The organism is Nemorincola caseinilytica (genome assembly GCF_039540515.1).
Lineage (GTDB): Bacteria > Bacteroidota > Bacteroidia > Chitinophagales > Chitinophagaceae > Nemorincola > Nemorincola caseinilytica.
The window spans coordinates 205,944-226,540 of the sequence record NZ_BAABFA010000011.1; the positions used below are offsets into that span (position 1 = coordinate 205,944).

Annotated in this window: 23 protein-coding genes; 19 read left to right on the forward strand and 4 right to left on the reverse strand. The window is 50.2% G+C overall.

The window, feature by feature from the left end; genetic code table 11:
- Window positions 1-10: 10 nt before the first annotated feature.
- From rpsQ to ABD843_RS10315, 16 genes are all read left to right on the forward strand, one after another.
- A complete protein-coding gene (rpsQ, locus tag ABD843_RS10240) occupies window positions 11-271 on the forward strand; it encodes a 30S ribosomal protein S17 (protein ID WP_345082519.1) in 261 nt (86 codons plus the stop codon).
- A gap of 9 nt (window positions 272-280) precedes the next feature.
- On the forward strand, window positions 281-649 hold the full coding sequence (gene rplN / locus ABD843_RS10245; protein WP_345082522.1) for a 50S ribosomal protein L14: 369 nt from the start codon (window positions 281-283) through the stop codon (window positions 647-649).
- A gap of 65 nt (window positions 650-714) precedes the next feature.
- Complete coding sequence (gene rplX / locus ABD843_RS10250) at window positions 715-1,053, forward strand: 50S ribosomal protein L24 (RefSeq protein ID WP_345082525.1); 339 nt, start codon at window positions 715-717, stop codon at window positions 1,051-1,053.
- On the forward strand, window positions 1,053-1,637 hold the full coding sequence (gene rplE / locus ABD843_RS10255; protein ID WP_345082528.1) for a 50S ribosomal protein L5: 585 nt from the start codon (window positions 1,053-1,055) through the stop codon (window positions 1,635-1,637). The genes rplX and rplE overlap by 1 nt, the downstream gene beginning before the upstream one ends.
- Window positions 1,638-1,747: 110 nt before the next feature.
- The gene (gene rpsN, locus ABD843_RS10260) at window positions 1,748-2,017 is read left to right on the forward strand and encodes a 30S ribosomal protein S14 (RefSeq protein WP_345082531.1); all 270 of its coding nucleotides are present in this window, start codon (window positions 1,748-1,750) and stop codon (window positions 2,015-2,017) included.
- Between the two features lie 119 nt (window positions 2,018-2,136).
- Entirely contained in the window at window positions 2,137-2,535 is a 399-nt protein-coding gene (gene rpsH / locus ABD843_RS10265) for a 30S ribosomal protein S8 (protein WP_345082534.1), read from the forward strand.
- Window positions 2,536-2,663: 128 nt separating this feature from the next.
- The gene (gene rplF, locus ABD843_RS10270) at window positions 2,664-3,218 is read left to right on the forward strand and encodes a 50S ribosomal protein L6 (protein WP_345082537.1); all 555 of its coding nucleotides are present in this window, start codon (window positions 2,664-2,666) and stop codon (window positions 3,216-3,218) included.
- 147 nt (window positions 3,219-3,365) lie between these two features.
- Window positions 3,366-3,725, forward strand: a complete 360-nt coding sequence (gene rplR, locus ABD843_RS10275) for a 50S ribosomal protein L18 (protein ID WP_345082540.1) — start codon at window positions 3,366-3,368, stop codon at window positions 3,723-3,725.
- Between the two features lie 124 nt (window positions 3,726-3,849).
- Window positions 3,850-4,365 carry a 30S ribosomal protein S5 gene (gene rpsE / locus ABD843_RS10280; RefSeq protein WP_345082543.1) on the forward strand — a complete coding sequence of 172 codons (516 nt, stop codon included), beginning with the start codon at window positions 3,850-3,852 and terminating at the stop codon, window positions 4,363-4,365.
- A gap of 66 nt (window positions 4,366-4,431) precedes the next feature.
- Entirely contained in the window at window positions 4,432-4,614 is a 183-nt protein-coding gene (gene rpmD / locus ABD843_RS10285) for a 50S ribosomal protein L30 (protein ID WP_345082546.1), read from the forward strand.
- A gap of 61 nt (window positions 4,615-4,675) precedes the next feature.
- The gene (gene rplO, locus ABD843_RS10290; RefSeq protein ID WP_345082549.1) at window positions 4,676-5,122 is read left to right on the forward strand and encodes a 50S ribosomal protein L15; all 447 of its coding nucleotides are present in this window, start codon (window positions 4,676-4,678) and stop codon (window positions 5,120-5,122) included.
- 76 nt (window positions 5,123-5,198) lie between these two features.
- Window positions 5,199-6,566: a preprotein translocase subunit SecY gene (gene secY, locus ABD843_RS10295; protein WP_345082552.1), complete on the forward strand. Its 1,368-nt coding sequence runs from the start codon at window positions 5,199-5,201 to the stop codon at window positions 6,564-6,566.
- A 158-nt stretch (window positions 6,567-6,724) separates the two neighbouring features.
- Window positions 6,725-7,555: a type I methionyl aminopeptidase gene (gene map, locus ABD843_RS10300; protein ID WP_345082555.1), complete on the forward strand. Its 831-nt coding sequence runs from the start codon at window positions 6,725-6,727 to the stop codon at window positions 7,553-7,555.
- 197 nt (window positions 7,556-7,752) lie between these two features.
- The gene (locus tag ABD843_RS10305; protein ID WP_345082558.1) at window positions 7,753-9,693 is read left to right on the forward strand and encodes an NHL domain-containing protein; all 1,941 of its coding nucleotides are present in this window, start codon (window positions 7,753-7,755) and stop codon (window positions 9,691-9,693) included.
- Between the two features lie 123 nt (window positions 9,694-9,816).
- Window positions 9,817-11,082, forward strand: a complete 1,266-nt coding sequence (locus tag ABD843_RS10310) for an aminotransferase class V-fold PLP-dependent enzyme (RefSeq protein WP_345082561.1) — start codon at window positions 9,817-9,819, stop codon at window positions 11,080-11,082.
- 86 nt (window positions 11,083-11,168) lie between these two features.
- Window positions 11,169-11,588: a hypothetical protein gene (locus tag ABD843_RS10315; RefSeq protein ID WP_345082564.1), complete on the forward strand. Its 420-nt coding sequence runs from the start codon at window positions 11,169-11,171 to the stop codon at window positions 11,586-11,588.
- A gap of 52 nt (window positions 11,589-11,640) precedes the next feature.
- Here ABD843_RS10315 and ribH read toward each other — a convergent pair whose 3' ends face one another.
- The 4 genes from ribH to tsaE all read right to left on the reverse strand — a co-directional run bounded on the left by ribH (window position 11,641) and on the right by tsaE (window position 14,712).
- Entirely contained in the window at window positions 11,641-12,138 is a 498-nt protein-coding gene (gene ribH / locus ABD843_RS10320; RefSeq protein ID WP_345082567.1) for a 6,7-dimethyl-8-ribityllumazine synthase, read from the reverse strand.
- A 52-nt stretch (window positions 12,139-12,190) separates the two neighbouring features.
- Window positions 12,191-13,471, reverse strand: a complete 1,281-nt coding sequence (locus tag ABD843_RS10325) for an MFS transporter (RefSeq protein WP_345082570.1) — start codon at window positions 13,469-13,471, stop codon at window positions 12,191-12,193.
- A 33-nt stretch (window positions 13,472-13,504) separates the two neighbouring features.
- Complete coding sequence (locus ABD843_RS10330; protein WP_345082573.1) at window positions 13,505-14,176, reverse strand: DedA family protein; 672 nt, start codon at window positions 14,174-14,176, stop codon at window positions 13,505-13,507.
- A gap of 89 nt (window positions 14,177-14,265) precedes the next feature.
- On the reverse strand, window positions 14,266-14,712 hold the full coding sequence (tsaE, locus tag ABD843_RS10335) for a tRNA (adenosine(37)-N6)-threonylcarbamoyltransferase complex ATPase subunit type 1 TsaE (protein ID WP_345082576.1): 447 nt from the start codon (window positions 14,710-14,712) through the stop codon (window positions 14,266-14,268).
- A 158-nt stretch (window positions 14,713-14,870) separates the two neighbouring features.
- On the opposite strand from tsaE, the gene ABD843_RS10340 reads away from it, so the two are divergent.
- The 3 genes from ABD843_RS10340 (at window position 14,871) to ABD843_RS10350 (ending at window position 20,586) form a co-directional block, all read left to right on the forward strand.
- Entirely contained in the window at window positions 14,871-17,195 is a 2,325-nt protein-coding gene (locus ABD843_RS10340; RefSeq protein ID WP_345082579.1) for a zinc-dependent metalloprotease, read from the forward strand.
- A 187-nt stretch (window positions 17,196-17,382) separates the two neighbouring features.
- The gene (locus ABD843_RS10345; RefSeq protein ID WP_345082581.1) at window positions 17,383-19,674 is read left to right on the forward strand and encodes a TonB-dependent receptor; all 2,292 of its coding nucleotides are present in this window, start codon (window positions 17,383-17,385) and stop codon (window positions 19,672-19,674) included.
- A 3-nt stretch (window positions 19,675-19,677) separates the two neighbouring features.
- Window positions 19,678-20,586 (forward strand): DUF4249 family protein, encoded by a 909-nt coding sequence (locus tag ABD843_RS10350; RefSeq protein ID WP_345082583.1) that lies wholly within the window; start codon window positions 19,678-19,680, stop codon window positions 20,584-20,586.
- Window positions 20,587-20,597 lie beyond the last annotated feature (11 nt).

Here is a 20,597-nt window from a genome sequence, read left to right on the forward strand (position 1 = left end):
CTGTCAATTTATGACGACCGAAAGAAAAAGCAGGAAGACCCGTATAGGGGTAGTTAGCAGCAACAAGATGATGAAGACCATCACTGTTAACGTTGAGCGTAAAGTGAAACACCCCATTTACGGTAAGTTCCTTAAGAAAACATCCAGTTTCCATGCTCACGATGAGCAAAACACTGCCGGTATAGGCGATGTGGTGCGCATCATGGAAACTCGCCCGCTGAGCAAGACCAAACGCTGGCGCCTGGTAGAAATTATTGAAAAAGCTAAGTAACTTTTTAAGATGATACAACAAGAATCACGGCTGAATGTAGCCGATAACAGCGGTGCCAAAGAAGTACTTTGCATTCGCGTGTTGGGTAACTCGGGGCAGGACTATGCTGGTATCGGCGACAAGATCGTTGTTACCGTAAAGGACGCTCTTCCCGGCGGCGGTATGAAAAAGGGTACCGTGTCGAAAGCGGTCATCGTACGCACCAAGAACAAATTGCGCCGCAAGGACGGATCATATATCAGCTTTGACGACAACGCTGTAGTGTTGCTGAACAACTCTGACGATCCGCGCGGTACGCGTATCTTCGGCCCAGTGGCCCGCGAGCTGCGCGATAAGGGGTACATGAAAATTGTTTCCCTGGCACCGGAAGTATTGTAAAAATTGTTGTACCTTTGCAGCCCGTTTCAAAAGAGCGGCATTGATACAGCTCAAATATCATAACAGTGAACAAGAGATTCAAACCAAAGTTCAACATCAAGAAAGGCGACAGCGTTGTGGTGATAGCCGGCGACGACAAGAACCGCACAGAGCCCCGTACGGTGCTGGCTGTGATGCCTTCTGAAGCACGCATACTGGTAGAGGGCGTGAACATGGTGACCAAACACCTGAAGCCTAATGCACAGAACCCACAGGGTGGTATCGTGAAGGAGGAAGCTCCTATCAGCATATCTAATGTGCTACTGTGGGATGCCAAGTCCAAGAAAGGTACCCGTGTAAGGCGCGAGCGTACAGAAAAAGGTTTTATTCGCATATCTAAAACATCAGGGGAGGCGATCAAATAATGGCAACGAATACAACATATGCCCCACGTCTTCAGAAGAAGTACAGGGATGAAGTGGCACCCGCACTGATGAAGAAATTCGGGTACAAGTCTGTAATGCAGTGCCCACGCCTGGTAAAGGTGTGCCTGAACCAGGGTGTGAAGGGTTCTACATCGGACAAGAAGATGATAGATGACGCGGTGAACGAAATGACCATCATCACCGGTCAGAAGGCTGTGCCTACTATGTCTAAGAAAGATATATCTAACTTCAAGCTGCGTAAGAACATGCCTATCGGCTGTCGCGTTACACTGCGCCATATAAAGATGTTCGAGTTCATGGACCGTTTCATCTCTATATCACTGCCCCGCGTGCGTGACTTCAAAGGTATCAGCGAAAAGTCTTTCGATGGCCGTGGTAACTATACTATGGGTATCACAGAGCAGATCATCTACCCTGAGATAAACATAGACAAGCTGCCTCGCATCAGCGGTATGGACATCACCTTCGTTACTACTGCAAAGACCAACGAAGAGGCCTACGAACTGCTGAGGCTGATGGGTATGCCTTTCACCAACATGGAAAAAACAGGTACTAAAAACTAGTAGATAGCTGATAGTATTTAGTAGATAGTACATGGCCGATAGGACCATTCTTCCAAAGAGACATTGACCATATACTAATTACTACTTACCATCTACCAATATAAAAAACTATGGCAAGAGAATCAGTAAAAGCCCGCCAGCGCAAACGCGAATACCTGGTGGCAAAGTATGCCGCAAAGCGTGCAGCCCTGAAAGCTGAAGGTAACTACGAAGCCCTTGACAAACTGCCTAAGAACGCATCTCCGGTGCGTCTCAGGAACCGTTGCCAGCTCACAGGTCGCCCGCGTGGCTATATGCGCCACTTCGGCATCTGCCGCAACATATTCCGCGATATGGCACTGGACGGCAAGATACCAGGCGTTCGTAAAGCAAGCTGGTAACCGCCCTCCGGCCCGTGTACGAAAGTGTATACCGGTAGGCAATGTTTCAAAGTCGTCCCGCACTGATGCGAGGCCGATACTCGTAACAAATTTCTTTACAAATATCATCAAATAAAAAAATGGTAACAGATCCAATAGCAGACTTCCTTACCCGTATCCGTAATGCCCAGATGGCTCGCCATCGCATAGTTGAGATCCCGGCTTCAAATGTAAAGAAGCGCATGACGGAGATCCTTTACGACAAAGGTTATATACTGAAGTACAAGTTCGAAGACGATAACAAGCAGGGTCTTATCAAGATAGCTCTGAAATACGATCCTCAGACAAAAGAGCCTGCTATCCGCTCTCTGGAGCGTGTAAGCCGTCCGGGTCTGCGCCAGTACGCAAAGCCTTCTGAGATACGCAAAGTACAGAGTGGCCTGGGTATAGCTATCGTTTCTACATCTAAGGGCGTAATGACCGATAAGGAAGCGCGCGCACAGAATGTAGGTGGTGAAGTAATGGCCAACATATACTAGTAATTATCTGATCGGCTGATGTAATAGTTGGCTGATGAATAAATAAACGGCCGAGAATGTAAAGTTCTCTATACGGTAACTGAAAACGGCCACTATTTTTTTGAATAACTTTTTTTGAACATCATTTTATGTCTCGTATAGGAAAAAAGGCGGTGACTCTCGCAAAAGGCGTAACACTTACTGTTAGCCCCGCCAATGAAGTAGTAGTAAAAGGTCCTAAAGGCGAACTGCGCCAGGAACTGGACCGTGATATCATAGTGAAGGTAGAAGGCGACCAGGTGCTTATCACCCGTCCTACTGACCAGATACGTCATCGCGCACTGCATGGCCTGTATCGTTCACTCGTTGCCAACATGGTAACAGGTGTTACCGAAGGTTTCAGGAAGGACCTGGAGCTGGTAGGTGTGGGTTATCGTGCTGCCGTTACCGGTCAGCAGATAGATCTCGCACTCGGTTTCTCTCACAACATCATATTCGAACTTCCTAAGGAAATAAAGGCTTCTGCTACCGCTGAAAAAGGTAAGAACCCTACAATAACCCTGGAAGGTATAGACAAGCAACTGCTAGGCCAGGTAGCCGCAAAGCTGCGTAGCCTGCGTAAGCCAGAGCCTTACAAAGGTAAAGGTGTACGCTACATGGGTGAGGTGGTTCGTCGTAAGGCTGGTAAGTCTGCTGGTAAATAACCCCCGGCTCCTAAAAAGGGAGATAAGGTAAGCAAGCGATTTTTTTGAATAAAGAATAAATTTTACCCCGTTTTATGCCCTCAAAGGGTGGGGTTAACTCCGGTAGCCATCCTGTAAAAGGATGAGCCCGTAAAAAAGAAAAATAAAATGGCACAAGATCAAAAAGTGATACGTCGTCAGAAACTCCGTTGGCGTATACGTGCAAAGGTGAGCGGTACTGCCCAGAAGCCCAGGCTTTCTGTGTTCCGCAGCAATAGCGACATCTACGCACAGCTTATAGACGATGCTACCGGCACTACACTGGCCGCAGCAAATTCAAGGCAGAAAGATATAGCCGCTGTAAAAGGCACTAAGGTAGAGATGTCTTTCAACGTAGGTAAGGCACTGGCACAGAAAGCAACTGCACTGGGTGTTTCCGGTTGCGTGTTCGATCGTGGTGGTTACCTGTACCACGGCCGTGTGAAGGCTGTAGCTGAAGGCGCCCGCGAAGGTGGACTGAAATTCTAATTCTTCTGTGCGGCCGATGGCCGAAGAACGATACTAATAAGATCGCCCTTTGCAGGGCATTGAAAAACATAAAAAATGTGACATTGGCCGAGGAGCTGAGCACATTAGCTAATTTAAAAATAGTATGAAGACACAATTCAATCGTGTAAAAGGCGGCGACCTTGAGCTCCATGAAAAAGTAGTGGCTATCAACCGCGTGGTAAAGACCACAAAGGGTGGACGCGCTTTCAGCTTTTCGGCACTGGTAGTGGTAGGCAACGGTAATGGTGTTGTAGGCCATGGTCTGGGCAAGGCGAAGGAAGTTCAGGAGGCTATCACCAAGGGTATAGATGATGCCAAGAAGAACCTTATCAAAGTTCCGGTGATGCGCGGTACGATACCTCACGAGCAGTTCGCTAAAGATGGCGCTGCAAAGGTACTTATCAAACCAGCCGCTCACGGTACAGGTGTGATAGCAGGTGGTAGCATGCGTGCCGTGCTGGAGTCTGCAGGTATCACAGACGTTCTGTCGAAATCTCTGGGTTCTGCAAACCCGCACAACGTGGTGAAGGCTACTTTCACTGCACTGGGTATGCTGCGTGAGCCTGTACAGGTGGCCAAGCAGCGCAATGTAAGCCTGAAAAAGGTATTCAACGGTTAATTCCGAAAAAGTAAACGGGCCAGCCTTTTGCCGGCCCATCTATGAAATTCTTTGAATTCTGAAGTTATGTCCAAGATAAAGATAACACAGGTGAAAAGCGGTATAGACCGCATGGCGCGCCAGAAGCGCACCCTTATAGCATTGGGCCTGCGCCGCATGCATCACACTGTAGAGGTAGAGGCCACACCCCAGATAATGGGTATGGTGAAGGCTGTACACCACCTCGTAAAAGTGGAAGAAGTAAAATAATATTTTTTAACCGGATCTGCGAGCGGTTTTACATTCCGCGCAAGTTCAAAAATCGTAAGAGATGCAACTGCACAATCTGAAGCCTGCACAAGGCTCTGTAAAGAAACCAAAACGTATAGGCCGTGGTGAAGGTAGCGGTCATGGTGGAACAGCTACAAGGGGTAACAAAGGCCAGCAGGCCGATACCGGTTACCAGTCGAAGAGGGGTCATGAAGGTGGCCAGATGCCTATACAGCGCCGCATGCCGAAGCGTGGTTTCAAGAACCCGTTCCGTGTGGACTACAAAGTGTTCAACCTGGGCCAGGTGGACATGCTTGCTGAAAAATACAGCATCACAGAATTCACTCCCGATGTTCTGTACATCAATGGACTTATCAACCGCACCGACCAGGTGAAGATACTGGGCAGCGGCGAACTGAAATCCGCCATACCGTTCAAGGTGCATGCGGCCAGCGCCAAAGCAAAAGAGGCTATCACAGCAGCCGGCGGCTCGATAGAAATTCTTTAAGAACTATAAGACGCATTTTTGGTAAAATGCGTCTTTTATCGTTTATTCGCATTTCATTTTTTTAGAACAAATTACTGTGAAGAAATTTATTGACAAACTGAAGAATATCTGGAGCATTGATGAGCTGCGCAAGCGTATCGTTTATACGATACTCCTTGTGCTGGTATATCGTGTAGGCTGCAACATATCCCTGCCAGGTATAAACCCTACAGGTCTTATGGACCAGGCCGGCCCTAACGGCCTGCTGGGTCTGTTCAACATGTTCTCCGGTGGCGCATTCAGCCGTGCCTCTATCTTCGCACTGGGTGTGATGCCTTACATCTCTGCGTCTATCTTCATGCAGCTTGCCGGTATCGTTATACCCCAGATAGCCAAGATGCAGAAGGAAGACAGCGGTCGCCGTAAGATCAATTCATACACGCGTTACCTCACAGTTATCGTTACTGCTTTTCAGGCCAGCGCATATGTAGCTTACCTGCGTTCTCCACAGTATATCAATTCTATAGCTCCCGACTTCAGTCCGTTCATGTTCTGGCTTACTACCGTGGTAGTGCTTACTGCCGGTACTCTGTTCGTAATGTGGATGGGTGAGAAGATCACCGACCGTGGTATAGGTAATGGTACATCGCTCATCATCATGGTGGGTATCCTTGGCCGTTTCCCCGAGTCTATCATCAACGAATTCACCTCAAGGAACGTAGCCGGTACACTGGGTCTGCTGATATTCCTGGTAGAGATAGTGGTGTTCATAGCTGTGATAGTAGGTCTCATACTCCTTACACAGGGTGTGCGTAAGATACCGCTGAACTATGCCCGCCGTATAATAGGCAGTACCAATGCAGCCAACGAAGTGAGCGGCTCCCGCGATTTCATACCCCTGAAAGTGAACTCTGCAGGTGTGATGCCTATCATCTTCGCACAGGCCATGATGTTCATACCTACCATATTCACCGGTTTCACTACCAATGAAAAAGCGGCAGGTTTCGTTCAGGCACTGTCGGACAACCGTTCGCTGTGGTATAACCTCATCTATGCTGTGCTTGTAATAGCTTTCACTTACTTCTACACCGCGCTCATCTTCAACCCAACTGAGATGGCCGACAACCTGAAGCGCAATAACAGCTTCATACCAGGTGTGAAGCCAGGTGAGGATACTGCTAACTACATAGCTACCATCATGGACCGTATCACCCTGCCCGGCGCATTCTTCCTGGCCATAGCAGGTATACTGCCCAGTATAGCATCGGTGCTGCATGTGACCAGTGGTCTTGCTTCATTCTTCGGTGGTACATCAATGCTGATAGGTGTAGGTGTTATCCTTGATACGCTGCAACAGGTAGAAAGCTATCTGCTGATGAACCACTACGATGGTCTGATGAAGACCGGCCGTATCACAGGTCGCTCTGCAGTAGCCAGCGGCGCTACACGAAGTGTATCAGCCTAATTCAAATTCTTTATAAAAGGCCAGGGACCAACATCAGAACCGGTCCCTGGCTTTTTCTTTTTTCGTAATTTTGCAGATCCTATTGCCGAAAAGCAATAGTGGTGGACCGCACTATACCGGTCCTGCCAAAACTCATACTTGATATTTCATAGTTCAGAATGATACATATACGCAGTAAAGAAGAGATAGAGATAATACGCAAGAGCGCCCTGATGGTATCTGCTACGCTTACAGAGGTGGCAAAGATGCTGAGGCCGGGCATAACCACAAAGTCGCTGGATGTGATGGCCGAGACCTTCATCAGGGACAATGGTGGCGTGCCTTCTTTCAAGGGTTATGGTGGGTTCCCCGCCTCTTTGTGCATATCGGTGAATGATGTAGTGGTACACGGCTTCCCGAGCGACCATGTACTGAAAGATGGAGATATCATATCTGTGGATTGTGGTTTTTACAAGAACGGCTATCATGGCGATTCGGCCTATACATTCGCGATAGGCGATGTAAAGCCCGAAGTGCTACAACTGCTGAAGGTGACCAAAGAATCGCTGTATAAAGGCATAGAGCAGGCATGCGATAATAACAGGATAGGAGACATATCATTTGCAGTAGAGAACTATACTTCGCGCGTACACAACTATGGTGTAGTGCGCGAGCTGGTGGGACATGGCGTGGGCAAGCAGCTTCATGAAGATCCGCAGGTGCCGAACTATGGCCGCCGTGGCGAGGGCAAGCGCCTGCGCGAAGGCATGGTGCTGGCTATAGAGCCTATGATAAACATGGGCAAGAAAGAAGTATTCACCTGGGATGATGGCTGGACCGTAGCCACCAAGGATGGACTTCCTTCTGCACACTTCGAGCATACTACGGCCGTAGGGAGAAAGAGAGGAGAACCGCTTTCTTCTTTTGCCCCGATAGAGCAGGCCGAGACCGCTAACCCGGAGCTGAACAGCAGCTATTACACATTGGCTACAGAGGCAGCATCTGTGTAACTCGAGATATATTGAATGATATACGATGCCCGGGCGTTCTGCCCGGGCATTTTTCGTATCGAAAACGCCTGTTTCGGTCTTGTTATCGGCAGGTAAGTCGTTAGTGATCGATATGTTATTGTATGAAAATATCTTGCAGGTGTTTTTGCCTGTATCTACTTTAGATGTGTTATCGTTGAACCCAAAATAGTTCCCGTATGAAAATGAAATTTATAAAACTGATAGCTGCCGGTGTAGTACTGAGTTTGCCGCAGATGCTGAAAGCCCAATGTGGTCTTTCGGGCAATATACAGACCATTGCCGGCGACCATACAACGGGTTATACCGGCGACGGTGGTATAGGTACGGGCGCGCAGATGGGAAGCCCCTATAGTGTTGCCGTATCTCCTATAGATGAAGATCTTTACATAGCCGACCATTTCAATAACTGCATTCGCCGCGTATCTCATGTAGATGGTACCATCACTACTTATGCAGGTACAGGTGTGGCCGGTTATAATGGTGATGGCGGTGCAGCAGCGGCCACGCAGCTTAACGGTCCTACAGGTCTCACTTTTGATGCCGCAGGCAACTTGTATATAGCTGATAAATACAACGAGCGCATAAGGAAGGTAGATCATGTTACAGGCATCGTTACTACTGTAGCGGGTAATGGGTATCATGGCGGCTGGCAGGGACATGATTTTGGTAATGACGGCCCTGCGATAGCTGCAGCGCTCACATACCCTGTAGCTATGGCGTTCGACTGTGACGGTAATATGTACATAGCCGACCAGGGCAGCCATACGGTAAGGCGTATAGACAATGTGACACAGATAATAACCGAATTCGCAGGCAACCACGCGGGCGGCTACAGTGGTGATGGTATACCGGCAACTGCTGCCAGTATCAACCAGCCATCGGGCATCGCCATTGATTGTGCTACCAACAGTGTTTACTTTTCAGACACATGGAACAACCGCATACGCAAAGTGGACAATATGGGCATCATCACTACTGTAGTAGGTAATGGTACTGCAGGTTATACCGGCGATGGTGGTAGTGCGCTCTCTGCTTCTATCTTCGGCCCATGGGGCATCATGCTCGATGACTGCAACGACCTCTACATCTGCGATTATGACAACTATGTTGTTCGCAAGGTGTCGGGTGGTGTCATTACCACTGTTGCGGGTACAGGTGAGCGCGCATACACAGGCGATGGAGCCAGCCCGGCAGAGGCTGGTATGTACCTGCCTTCAAGCATTGCAAAAGGAGCTTCAGGCGCATACTATATAGCCGACTATGGCAATATAGTAGTGCGTTCGGTAGGTGGTCCTTCTTTTGCCGGAAGGGCTTTCAACGGAGGTACTACACAAACGGTGCATGTCTGCAGGAATTCTAAAGGTGTGTCTATAGACAAGCTGCTTGCTACCGCCGATGTGGCTGGACAGGCAGAGACATGGACGGTAAGCGTAGCTCCTGCAAATGGTACACTTATTACAGCCAATGGCGCAGTGTCTGAGAACGCAGTGGTCACTCCTGCGGGCTTCATGTATGTACCTAATGGTACTGCGAATAAGGACGAGTTCACAGTGCGTATGTCTGATGGTGCCAGCAATGCTTCTACCACCATTACCGTTATCATAGACGAAATGCCAGATGCAGGTACTGTTTCGCAGACCAGTGTTGCGGACAATGTAATATCGCTGGCCTCTTCAGGCGAGCAGGGCGGCGCATGGACCACCAGCGACCCCAGCATAGCCACTGTAGATGCCAATGGTAATGTGACCGCCATCACCAATGGTGTGGTGACCATAAACTACACCGTGACCGGCAAGTGCGGCGCCAGGTCGGCATCGGCCTCTATAGTGTCGCAGGTAACGGATATGCCTGCCAATAAGCTGGTGGTATTCCCCAACCCCAACAATGGTTCTTTCAGGTTCGACCTCATAGGCAAGCAGGACCAGGCAATGAAGCTGGTAGCTACCGATGTGACCGGACGTGTGGTGTATACCGAAGATCTGAAAGTGGTAGAGGGTATCAATACCTTTAATGTGACCCTGCCTTTGAGCATACCTCGTCCGTCGCTGCTGTGGCTGACACTGCGTGATGACAGCGGCCGCAAATATGGTACCATAGCTGTTACCGTACAGAAGTAACAACGAATAATTATCTTAAATGAAATAGCAAAAGGGTGCCTCTGAAAGGCACCCTTTTTTGTTCCGGTAGTAGTTAGTAAAACATCACAGATGTATCTAACTTTATGTGACACACTCATGTATATGGACAAGCGCACTTTTCTCAGGAACGTATCTCTTGCCGGCCTTGGTAGCATAGCAGCATTAACGCCACTCAGCAGGCTGGCCGCTGCAATGCCGCCGCAATTGCCCAAAGATGGCAGCAAAGAGGCATTCTGGGCCGCTGTACGCAATGGATACAAGCTCACTCCCGAGTTCATAAACCTGGAGAACGGCTTTTACTGCATCATGCCGCAGGAGATACTGGCAAAGTACGAGAGCCATATACGCGAGGTGAATATGGAGGGCGCACACTACATGCGTACCGTGCAGGCTACCAATAAAAAGGCCGCCGCAGCAAAGCTGGCCCAACTGGCCGGTTGTGCTGCAGATGAGCTTATCATAACGCGCAACACCACTGAATCGCTGGATATGATCATATCCGGCATGGACTGGAAGGAGGGAGATGAGGCCGTTATGGCCCACCAGGATTATGGCGCCATGCTGGATATGTTCAAACAGGTGGCACGGAGGCATGGAGTGGTGAACAAGCTGGTATCGGTACCGCAGGACCCCGAAAGTGATGAAGAGATAGTGAGGCTTTACGCCAATGCCATAACGCCGCGTACACGGCTGCTGATGGTAAGCCACATGATAAACATAACCGGCCAGATACTGCCTATACGCAAGATATGCGATATGGCGCACAGCCGTGGTGTACAGGTGATGGTAGATGGCGCTCATGCACTGGCACATATACAGTTCGCCATACGCGACCTGCATTGCGACTACTATGGCGCCAGCCTGCACAAGTGGCTCAGTGTGCCGCTGGGTGCAGGTATGCTGTATGTACGCAAAGACCATATAGGCAGGATATGGCCCCTCTTTGCGGAAGAAGGGCGGGAGAAGAACGATATACTGCGGCTGAACCATACCGGTACGCACCCGCCGGCCACAGACCTTACCATTGCCGATGCCATGAACTACTACCACAGCATAGGCGCTCACCGCAAAGAAGAGCGCCTGCGCTACCTGCGCAATTACTGGGTGAACAAGGTGCTGGACCTGCCGGGACTGGTGCTTAATTCGCCGCGCAACCCTATGCGCTCATGCGCCATAGCCAATGTGGGTGTAACGGGCATGAGACCTGCCGACCTTGCCACTACACTATTGCAGCGATACAAGATCTATACTGTGGCCATAGACAACAAGGCCGCAGGTGTGCACGGTGTGCGCATCACCCCCAATATATACACCTCTACCGCCGAACTGGATGAACTGGTACGAGCACTGCGTGAGCTGGCTGCATGATGGCGCAATTGCCAATGTTTTGCTAAAGCGCCCGCGCAGTAGCATGGAGGCATAATATTTGATAACAACTTACAAAACAGCAAATAATGAAACAACACATCACTACTATCGTTGTAGCGGCAGCATCCGCTTTGTGTACCATGGGTATCTTTTCGTTCAAGACCACAGCGCCCGATAATGGCGCCACACCGGTGAACTATATATACAAACAGATAACGGCTGTAGAGTCGGTAGTGCCGGGAGGCATGGGCCGCAGCCGCCTGCTGACCACCGATGATGGCGGCCAGATGCTGGAAAAAGAGCTCAAGAACTTTTACAGCATGGTGGGCATCAATTTTGAGAACATAGCCAATAACGACCGCGTGATAGTGGACCGGCTGAACGACTACAGTGCACAGGGCTGGGAACTGGTGCAGGTAAGCACTGCCACCAACCAGCAGAGCTCTAACGGTAGTAGCTCGGGCGGTATATTCATCACACGCTACATGCTGCGCAAGCTGAGGTAAGAAGGTATAAGGAAGTAGCTATCAGGGGTGCCGGGTATTTTTTTTCGGCACCCTATTTGTGCCTGTTGAAGGCTATCATCTTCAATGCTGTGAGTGCGGCCTCTTCGCCCTTGTGCCCATGAGGGCCACCAAGGCGTTCCCACGCCTGAGCTTCGCTATCCAGCGTCAGTACACCGAATATGGTGGGTATAGGTAGTGTGAGATTCAGTTGCAGTATACCCTCTGTGGCGGCCTGGCATACATAGTCGAAGTGCGGTGTGCCGCCGCGTATCACCGCGCCGAAGGCTATGATGGCCTCGGGGGCGCCATCCAGCTCGCGCAGGCGCTCCCATATGCGGCGACAGCCAAAAGGCAGCTCGAAAGCGCCGGGTACGGCATACTTGCCTGCTACCTTAGCATCGAATTGTGCCAGTATACGCTCACAGCCTTCCAACTGGGCATTTATGATGCTGTCGTTCCATTCGGTATATACTATGGCCACGCGTGCATTGGCGAGGGCGCTAAGTGTTTGTGTATCCAGCAAGCTGCTGCTATGTGTAGATATTGCCATTCGGGAGATAGTTCTTTCGCTGACCGCAAAAATACGATGCAGGGGCCAAGTATCACTCTTCCATAAAATTCAGGTCCTTGCCAAAGGTCTCTTCGGTCATGAATACTGCCGTGATGCTGATGCTCATGACGATGATACCTGTGATAGCGCCCGCATTTATATAGCTGAAGGTGGGTTGCAGGCCATTGAACAGCAGGATGATGATGGGCAGAGAGCCACGCACCATATTGGGCACTGTAGTGGCCGCTGTAGCGCGCAGGTTGGTACCGAAGTGCTCTGCCGCCATGGTAACGAAGAGCGCCCAGAAACCCGTGGCAAAACCCATGAACATACATATGGCATACATGCCAGTAGCGCTGCCTCCCTGCTGGAAGAAGAACAGGCCTATACTGAGTACCGTGAGCGAATAAAAAATGAACAATGCCTTTTTGCGGCTACCCAGCCAGTTGCTGACGAAGCCTATGAGCAGATCGCCGATGGATATGGCCACATAGGCCAGCATGATGGCCCGGCCCGGGTCTACAGGGTCTTTGATGCCGAAATGCTCTGCGAACTCTTTAGAGAACGTGATGAGCACGCCTATCACATACCATGTAGGCAGGCCCACCAGTATGGCCAGCAGGTATTTGCGGAAGCGGCGCTTGTTGTTGAAGAACATAAGGAAGTTGCCCTTCTGCACCTTGCTATGCTCTATACTTTTGTACATACCCGACTCGAATACGCTGATGCGCATCAGCAACAGCAGCAGGCCCAGCCCACCGCCTATGAAATAACATATGCGCCAGTCGTAGCCTGTAGCTACAATGTCTGCGGCCCAGGTATTGCCGCCCTGCGCCATCCATTCGAACGAGTGGGCCACGAAGTAGGCTGCTACGGCGCCTGTAAGCCCCACACCGGCCACTATGGATGTGGCCTTGCCCCTGTTCTCCTTGGGTACCAGCTCGCTTACCAGCGTTATACCCGCGCCAAGCTCGCCCGCCAAGCCTATACCCGCTATGAAGCGTGCCAGGGCATACTGGTTCACCGTTTGTACGAAGCCATTGGCTATATTGGCAAGGGAATATAATAGTATGGAACCGAAAAGTACGCTGAGCCTGCCCTTCTTATCGCCCATTATACCCCAGAGTATGCCACCCAGCAGCAGGCCATACATCTGTATGCTGATGATGAATTTGCCTTCGGTATCACATAGGGCATCGGTAAGGCCAAGGCTCTTCAGGCTTTTCATCCTGATGATGCTGAACAGCAGCAGATCGTATATATCTACGAAATAGCCCAGCGCGGCTACTATAACAGGGATACTGATGAGGCCTATCGCTTTGTGCTGTTTCATAAGGGGAGAAATGGTTGGGGACGGTCGGGCCTATCAGGATGCCTTGACCTCTTCTTTTTTCTTGCCGAAGAACATTTTGAAGATGACCGGGGCCGTAGTGACGATGATGATGAGTATCACTATCTTCTCCAGGTGGTGCTTCACGAATTCGTTGCTGCCCAGCAGGTAGCCCGCCATGGTCATACTGATGACCCAGGCCAGCGCACCTATGATGCTGTATGACATGAATTTTTTGTAGCTCATGTTCACTATACCAGCTATCAGGGGGGCAAAAGTGCGCACTATAGGCAGGAAGCGGCCCATGATGATGGCTAGGCTGCCTTTTTTCTCATAAAAATCGTGTGCCTGCACCAAGTGCTTGCGCTTGAAGATCCAGGATTCCTTTCTTTCGAACCACATATGGCCCGAGCGGCGGCCCAGCCAATAGCCTACCATATTGCCTACTATAGCTGCCAGGCTGATGAGGGTGAGCCAGTAGGGCAGGTTCAGCAGGTCGGTGCTGAAGGGGGCGGGGGTAGTAGTGGCCAGTATGATACCGGCTACGAACAGCAGCGAGTCGCCGGGAAGGAAAAAGCCCACGAAGAGGCCGGTCTCGGCAAATATTATTGCCATTACTATATAGAGGCCTCCATTATCGCGAATGAAAGCCATCAGTTTGTCGGGGTCGGCCAGGAGCGTCTTCAGCAGTTCTATTATATCGTGCATATCTTAGGTCTTCGAGGCCGTGAAAATAAGTAAAAAATAGCGAACCTCCACAGCATGAGGCAAGTAGACGCCGCATAAAATAACATTCATCAGGGGTGGTCTACCAGCTGTATGGAGAGCTCTCTTTCCTCGTCGCCCAGTATATCTATGGTCACCGCGGCATAGGGTGGGCGCAATAGCCGGGCAGCTTTTTCGGGCCATTCTACTATACATATGGCATCGCCTGAGCGGGCCTGTTCCAGGTGGTCTTCCATACCTGCATCTATGGCTTCGTCCACATTTTTCAGGCGGTACCAGTCCATATGGAAGACAGGTAGCTCTTTACCCTCCAATTGCAGCCTGTACTCGTTCACAAGGGCAAAGGTGGGGCTGCTGACGGCATCGGTGATACCCAGTGTATGGCACAGGTGCGATACCAGTGTGGTCTTGCCGGCGCCTAGCCCCCCTGATAGGGTGATGACAGGATATGACCGGCATTCCCGCCATAGTGCTGCGGCGGCTTCGTCTATATTGCTGAGTGTATATGTATGTTTCAAAATATCATTTGTCATATGAGCGTATAAAAAGCTGAAAAAGAGAAGAATAGCGCCAAATTTTTAACAATTTTTTGCCACGCAGGTCAAGATCCGTTAATTTGCGTAGTCGCCATATCCCACTGATACTGTAAAGATCATAAAGTCACAAAAAAACGACAATGAAAAAACTGTTCATTAATTTTTTGCTCTCTTCCCTCACATTGTGCCCCATGCTCGTGTCTGCCAGCAACTATTGGCAGCAAGTAGACGCGACCGGGGCTCCCAAAGAACTACAGCGTATGCACCCTACCAAATTCATGGTATATACGCTGAACGAAAGTACGTTGAAATTGCTGATGTGGAACCTATCGGAAGACCCTAACGAAGGTATGATAGTGGCCCTGCCGCTACCCGATGGCACTACGCGCGACTTTAAGGTATGGCAGACACCTATGATGCCGGCACAACTGGCACAGAAATACCCCGATATAAAGACATTCACGGCTTATGCCATAGACGACCCTATGGTGACCGCGAAGCTCGACTTTACGGTATATGGCTTCAGCGCTATGATATTTGATGGCGAGAACACCTCTTTCGTAGACCCTTATGATAACTTCCATGACGGGTTCTACATGGTGCATTACAAGCGTGATGAGACCCGTGATGCTGACAAGCGCATGAGGTGCGAATTCAGGAGCGAGGCAGACGAGCATCCCGGCGGCGAGCAGTTCATGACGGTGAACGGCGGTCTGCCCAAGCTGGGCCAGAAAACATTCAACGGTCATCAGAAACGTACCTACAGGCTGGCACTTTCGTGCTCTAACCAGTATGCGCAGGCGGCCACAGGGCTTCCTACGCCTACTATAACGCAGGTATTCTCGAAGATGACCACATCTATGAACCGTGTGAACGGGGTATACAACCGCGAATTCTCGGTACAGATGAATTTCTGTGCCAACGAGGATACCCTGATATGGCCTACGGCTACAGGCAGCATAAACGGTAACGACCCGTTCAATACCATCAATAGCAATGGTACGGCCTGCCTTAGCACCAACCAGACCACATGTACCAACCGTATAGGTTCTGCCAATTACGACTGCGGCCATGTGTTCACTACCGGCGGTGGTGGTGTATCGGGCCTGGGTATAGTATGTTCCAACTCTCAGAAGGCAAGAAGCGTTACCGGTCTGCCCTCACCTGTGGGCGATGGTTTTGATATAGACTATGTGGCGCACGAGATGGGGCATGAGTTCGGCTCGGAACATACATTCAATAATAACAGCGATGGTAGCTGCGGCGGCAATGCATCTACCAACTATGCATATGAGCCCGGTAGCGGCAGCAGCATACTGGCTTATGCAGGCATATGCCCTCCCGATAACCTGCAGCCACATAGCGATGCATATTTCCATGCATCGAGCCTGGTGCAGATAACCAATAAGCTGAACGGATCGGAAGATGTATGCGCGGCGAAGGTGGCCACCGCTAACAAGCTCGTTTACCTGCCTGCTTTCTCTGCATCGTACAAGATACCTTACAAAACACCATTCGAGCTGATAGCGCCTACCGCACAGGATTCTGTGGCCGATACGCTTATCTCTTACTGCTGGGAGCAGTGGAACAGGGGCGACTTTGGCGCCAGGCTGCAGAACACCTATTTCAGGGGCCCTATATTCCGCTCCTTCTCGCCAAAGTCTTATGACACGGTGCGTACCTTTCCCAAGATGAGCCTGATACTGGCGGGTACACTGAAGCAGGTGACCGTGAACAACAATATGGGTGAGAAAGCGCCTGATACCACACGTTACCTTACCTTCAAGCTCACTGTCCGTAATATCATCAATGGCCTGGGGTGCTTCCTCTTCCCCGATGATACAGTGCATATAGATGCCATTACCACAGGCGCTGCCAATAACTATGAAGGCTTCAAGGTGACCAGCCAGGGCACTACAGGCATTACATTCGATGCGGGTAGTACACAGACCATCACATGGAACAAGGTAGGTACCGACGGTGCGCCATATAATGTGAGCAATGTGATCATATACATGTCGAAAGATGGTGGCTATACATGGCCCTATGTAGTGGGTACCTTCCCCAATACAGGTACCGCCAGCATCACTGTGCCAGACCCCGGTGCGACCACCGCTACCGTACGCTTCAAGGTGAAGGCCGTGGGCAATGTGTTCTTCAACGTGAACCTGAAGAACGTGAAGGTGAACGGATCGGGCGTATCGGTGGCCAATGTAAGAGGCCCTCTTTCCAATACCGTGAAAGTATTCCCTGTGCCTGCGCACGATATGCTGCACATGACATCGGAAGGCAGCAACAACATACAAGTGTCGGTGTACAACACACTGGGACAGGAAGTATGGGGTGGCAACTTTACAGGTAGTGTACAGGTGCCTGTAGGCGACTGGGCAAGGGGTACCTACTTTGTGCGCTTTGCCGATATCAATGCTAAAGAGCAGGCAACAAAGACAATAGTGATAAACTAGTAAGCAATACCATAATGAACAAAGAGGCCATCCGACAGGGTGGCTTTTTTGTTATGTGCATGCATATGCCTATGTTGCTAAGGCGCTGATGCATGTATCCACATTCAATTGTGAAATAATATTAACATTTCTATGGCAGGCGGTAGATCTACATTTGCGACCGCCATAACGAGGCACGCACATCCTCATGACCACCAGATCGCTCATCTTCCTTTTCTTCCTCTGCATTCTATCTATACCATCGCTGGCCCAGCACATAACCATCAGCGGCTATGTAACTGACAAGAACAGCGGGGAACGGCTTACGGGGGCGGTGGTGTTCATACCATCGCTGCAGGTGGGCACCTCCAGCAACACTTTCGGGTTCTACTCCATTACCATACCTGCCGGTGCTGATAGTGTGGACATCAAGGCCGCATATGTAGGGTATGCGGGGTTCGAGCAACGTATAGGGCGCGGTCAGGGCATGTCTCTGGATATAGCTGTGGGTGAGACCAAAGAACTGAAGGAAGTAGTAGTAAGCGCAGCGAAAACGTTGCAGGAGCGTACACAGATGAGCGCCATAGACCTGCCTATACAGACCGTGAAATCGCTACCGGCCTTTCTGGGCGAGCCTGACATAATGAAGGCCATACAACTGCTGCCCGGTATACAGGGTGGCAACGAGGGCACATCGGGCCTGTATGTGCGCGGCGGCAGCCCCGACCAGAACCTGATATTGCTGGATGGTGTACCTGTGTATAACGCCAGCCACCTGTTCGGTTTCTTCAGTGTGTTCAATGCCGATGCCATACGCAATGTAGAGGTGATAAAAGGTGGTTTCCCGGCACGCTATGGTGGCAGGCTATCATCGGTGATAGACATAAACATGAAAGAGGGCGACAAGAACAAGATACATGGTGAAGGGGGTATAGGTCTGGTGGCCTCGCGCCTGACGCTGGAAGGACCTATAAAAAAGGACAAGGCATCGTTCATGGTATCGGGCAGGCGCACATATATAGATGTGCTTGCGGCGCCATTCATGAGGGGCAGCAGCAAGGGTGGCTACTACTTCTACGACCTGAATGGCAAGGCCAACTTCACGCTGGGCAAAAAGGACCACCTGTATGTGAGCGGCTATTTTGGCAACGACAAATTCTATTTCTCTGACAAGAGCAGCGAGAACGGCAATTCCTCTTCCTTTGCCGCGGGTATAAAGTGGGGCAATGCCACGGCCGTAGGCCGCTGGAACCATGAGTTCTCTCCCAAGACCTTTGGCAACCTTACTACATACTATAGCCAGTACCGCTTTTCGGTAACGGCAGAGAATGGCAGTGTGACGAATGGCGCAAGCGATGATTTTCTGCTGAAAATGGTATCGGGTATCAACGATGCGGCATTGAAGTATGACCTGGATATAATACCCTCGCCTAACCATTACCTGAAGACAGGTATAGGCGCCATAGCGCATACCTACACACCGGGTGCGCAGACCACGAAGGTGACCAATTCAGGCGGTATGAATATGGACACTACCATAGGCCAGAGTACCATACACAGTACAGAGCTGGATGCGTATGTGGAGGACGACATCCGTTTCTCGGCAAAGCTGAAAGCCAATATAGGCCTGCACCTGGCCGGCTTCCAGGTGCGCGATAAGTTCTATACATCGCTGCAGCCAAGAGTGGCCGTGAGGTACCTCATCAACGAAAAAATGAGCGCCAAGGCTTCCTTCGTGCAAATGAACCAGTATATCAACCTGCTTACCAATTCATCGGTGGGCCTACCTACCGACCTGTGGGTACCATCGACAGATAAGATACCGCCGCAGCTATCGCGCCAGGGCGCTGTGGGCATAGCCTATACCTACGACAAAGGATATGAGGTAAGTGTAGAAGGGTATTACAAGACGATGGACAACATCATAGAATATAAAGAGGGTGCGGGTTTCTTCAACAGTACTACGAGCTGGGAAGACAAGATAGAATGCGGCCGCGGTACCAGCTATGGTGGTGAGCTCTTTGTGCAGAAAAAGAAAGGGAAATTCACAGGTATGCTGGGCTATACACTATCGTGGACGAACCGCACCTTTGCCAACCTGAACAACGGAGAGACATTTCCCTACAAGTACGACCGCCGTCATGACTTTAAGGTGGCAGGCGTATATACATTGTCGAAAAGGATAGAGATGAGTGCTGAGTGGGTATATGGTACCGGCAATGCCATTACGCTGCCTATAGGGTATTACCAGGCCGGCAACGGACAGGAGATAACCATATATGGCAGCCGCAACGGCTACCGTATGCCATCGTACCACAGGGGTGATGTGAGCATACGTTTCTCTAAAGAGAAGACCCGCTATACTCGCTCGTGGATACTGGGCGCATACAATGTATACAACCGCAAGAATCCTTTCTTCATATACCAGGAGAACGGCAAGTTCAAACAGGTAAGCCTTTTCCCCATCATACCATCTATCAGTTATCAATTCAAATTCTAGTTCATGCGCAGCAATAGCCTTCTTATACTTTTTCTTCTGTCTATAGTTATCGGCATATCATCGTGCGAGAAGACGATAGACGTGAACGTGCCTCCGTACGACCGCAAGCTGGTAGTGAGCAGTGTGACGGCCGTAGGCGGAAAGATATATGCGCTGGCAGGGACCAGCGCAGCCATAAAGGACCGCAGCAGCAACCCCGACCTGTTCGTGACGAATGCCGAGATAAAACTGTATGTAGACGATGTGTACAAAGAGACAATGGTATACGATGGCACCTATGGCTACCCATCTACCATTGTTGCAGAGGCGGGCAAAAAGTACACCATCAAAATGACCGCCCCTACATATGTAGAATTAGAAGCATCGACCATGGCGCCATCGCCGGTAGCGCTTACTGCAGTAGAACGTATACCTGATATACGCAAGAACGAAGATGGCGACCTGCAGGATGCTATAGACATCACCTTTACGGACCCTGCTACGGCGGGCGATCACTATATAGTGAGGATACATGGGTCGCAGGACTCTATGATGGGGAATTATGATATTTGTGTCAATACATCCGACCCTTCTGTAGAGACCACTGCCGGTGGTATAGATGATGTGAATACCTGTTTTGATAACAAGGCCATGTTCGTACGCGATGACCTGTTCAACGGCAGGCAGAAGACCATCAGGTTCTATGTCAATTCCGATCTTATACGACCTGCCTATAATGGAGTAGATAGTATGTACTCCGGTATAGAGCTTTTTCATGTGCCTGAGGCTTATTTCAAATTCGTACAGACCTCGAGCCGTGCCCTGGATGTGAATGGCAATCCCTTTGCCGAGCCTGTGAACGTATATACAAATGCCACTAATGGTTATGGTATGTTCGCCATCATAACATGGGACACCAAAGAAATAAAATAATGTAGAAGCAC

What these genes read in the sequence shown, in the direction of transcription:
- rpsQ (WP_345082519.1), top strand. Translation starts at nt 11, where the DNA reads ATGACGACCGAAAGAAAAAGCAGGAAGACCCGTATAGGGGTAGTTAGC.
- rplN (WP_345082522.1), top strand. Translation starts at nt 281, where the DNA reads ATGATACAACAAGAATCACGGCTGAATGTAGCCGATAACAGCGGTGCC.
- rplE (WP_345082528.1), top strand. Translation starts at nt 1,053, where the DNA reads ATGGCAACGAATACAACATATGCCCCACGTCTTCAGAAGAAGTACAGG.
- rpsN (WP_345082531.1), top strand. Translation starts at nt 1,748, where the DNA reads ATGGCAAGAGAATCAGTAAAAGCCCGCCAGCGCAAACGCGAATACCTG.
- rpsH (WP_345082534.1), top strand. Translation starts at nt 2,137, where the DNA reads ATGGTAACAGATCCAATAGCAGACTTCCTTACCCGTATCCGTAATGCC.
- rplF (WP_345082537.1), top strand. Translation starts at nt 2,664, where the DNA reads ATGTCTCGTATAGGAAAAAAGGCGGTGACTCTCGCAAAAGGCGTAACA.
- rplR (WP_345082540.1), top strand. Translation starts at nt 3,366, where the DNA reads ATGGCACAAGATCAAAAAGTGATACGTCGTCAGAAACTCCGTTGGCGT.
- rpsE (WP_345082543.1), top strand. Translation starts at nt 3,850, where the DNA reads ATGAAGACACAATTCAATCGTGTAAAAGGCGGCGACCTTGAGCTCCAT.
- rpmD (WP_345082546.1), top strand. Translation starts at nt 4,432, where the DNA reads ATGTCCAAGATAAAGATAACACAGGTGAAAAGCGGTATAGACCGCATG.
- rplO (WP_345082549.1), top strand. Translation starts at nt 4,676, where the DNA reads ATGCAACTGCACAATCTGAAGCCTGCACAAGGCTCTGTAAAGAAACCA.
- map (WP_345082555.1), top strand. Translation starts at nt 6,725, where the DNA reads ATGATACATATACGCAGTAAAGAAGAGATAGAGATAATACGCAAGAGC.
- ABD843_RS10305 (WP_345082558.1), top strand. Translation starts at nt 7,753, where the DNA reads ATGAAAATGAAATTTATAAAACTGATAGCTGCCGGTGTAGTACTGAGT.
- ABD843_RS10310 (WP_345082561.1), top strand. Translation starts at nt 9,817, where the DNA reads ATGGACAAGCGCACTTTTCTCAGGAACGTATCTCTTGCCGGCCTTGGT.
- ABD843_RS10315 (WP_345082564.1), top strand. Translation starts at nt 11,169, where the DNA reads ATGAAACAACACATCACTACTATCGTTGTAGCGGCAGCATCCGCTTTG.
- ribH (WP_345082567.1), bottom strand. Translation starts at nt 12,138, where the DNA reads ATGGCAATATCTACACATAGCAGCAGCTTGCTGGATACACAAACACTT.
- ABD843_RS10325 (WP_345082570.1), bottom strand. Translation starts at nt 13,471, where the DNA reads ATGAAACAGCACAAAGCGATAGGCCTCATCAGTATCCCTGTTATAGTA.
- ABD843_RS10330 (WP_345082573.1), bottom strand. Translation starts at nt 14,176, where the DNA reads ATGCACGATATAATAGAACTGCTGAAGACGCTCCTGGCCGACCCCGAC.
- ABD843_RS10340 (WP_345082579.1), top strand. Translation starts at nt 14,871, where the DNA reads ATGAAAAAACTGTTCATTAATTTTTTGCTCTCTTCCCTCACATTGTGC.
- ABD843_RS10345 (WP_345082581.1), top strand. Translation starts at nt 17,383, where the DNA reads ATGACCACCAGATCGCTCATCTTCCTTTTCTTCCTCTGCATTCTATCT.
- ABD843_RS10350 (WP_345082583.1), top strand. Translation starts at nt 19,678, where the DNA reads ATGCGCAGCAATAGCCTTCTTATACTTTTTCTTCTGTCTATAGTTATC.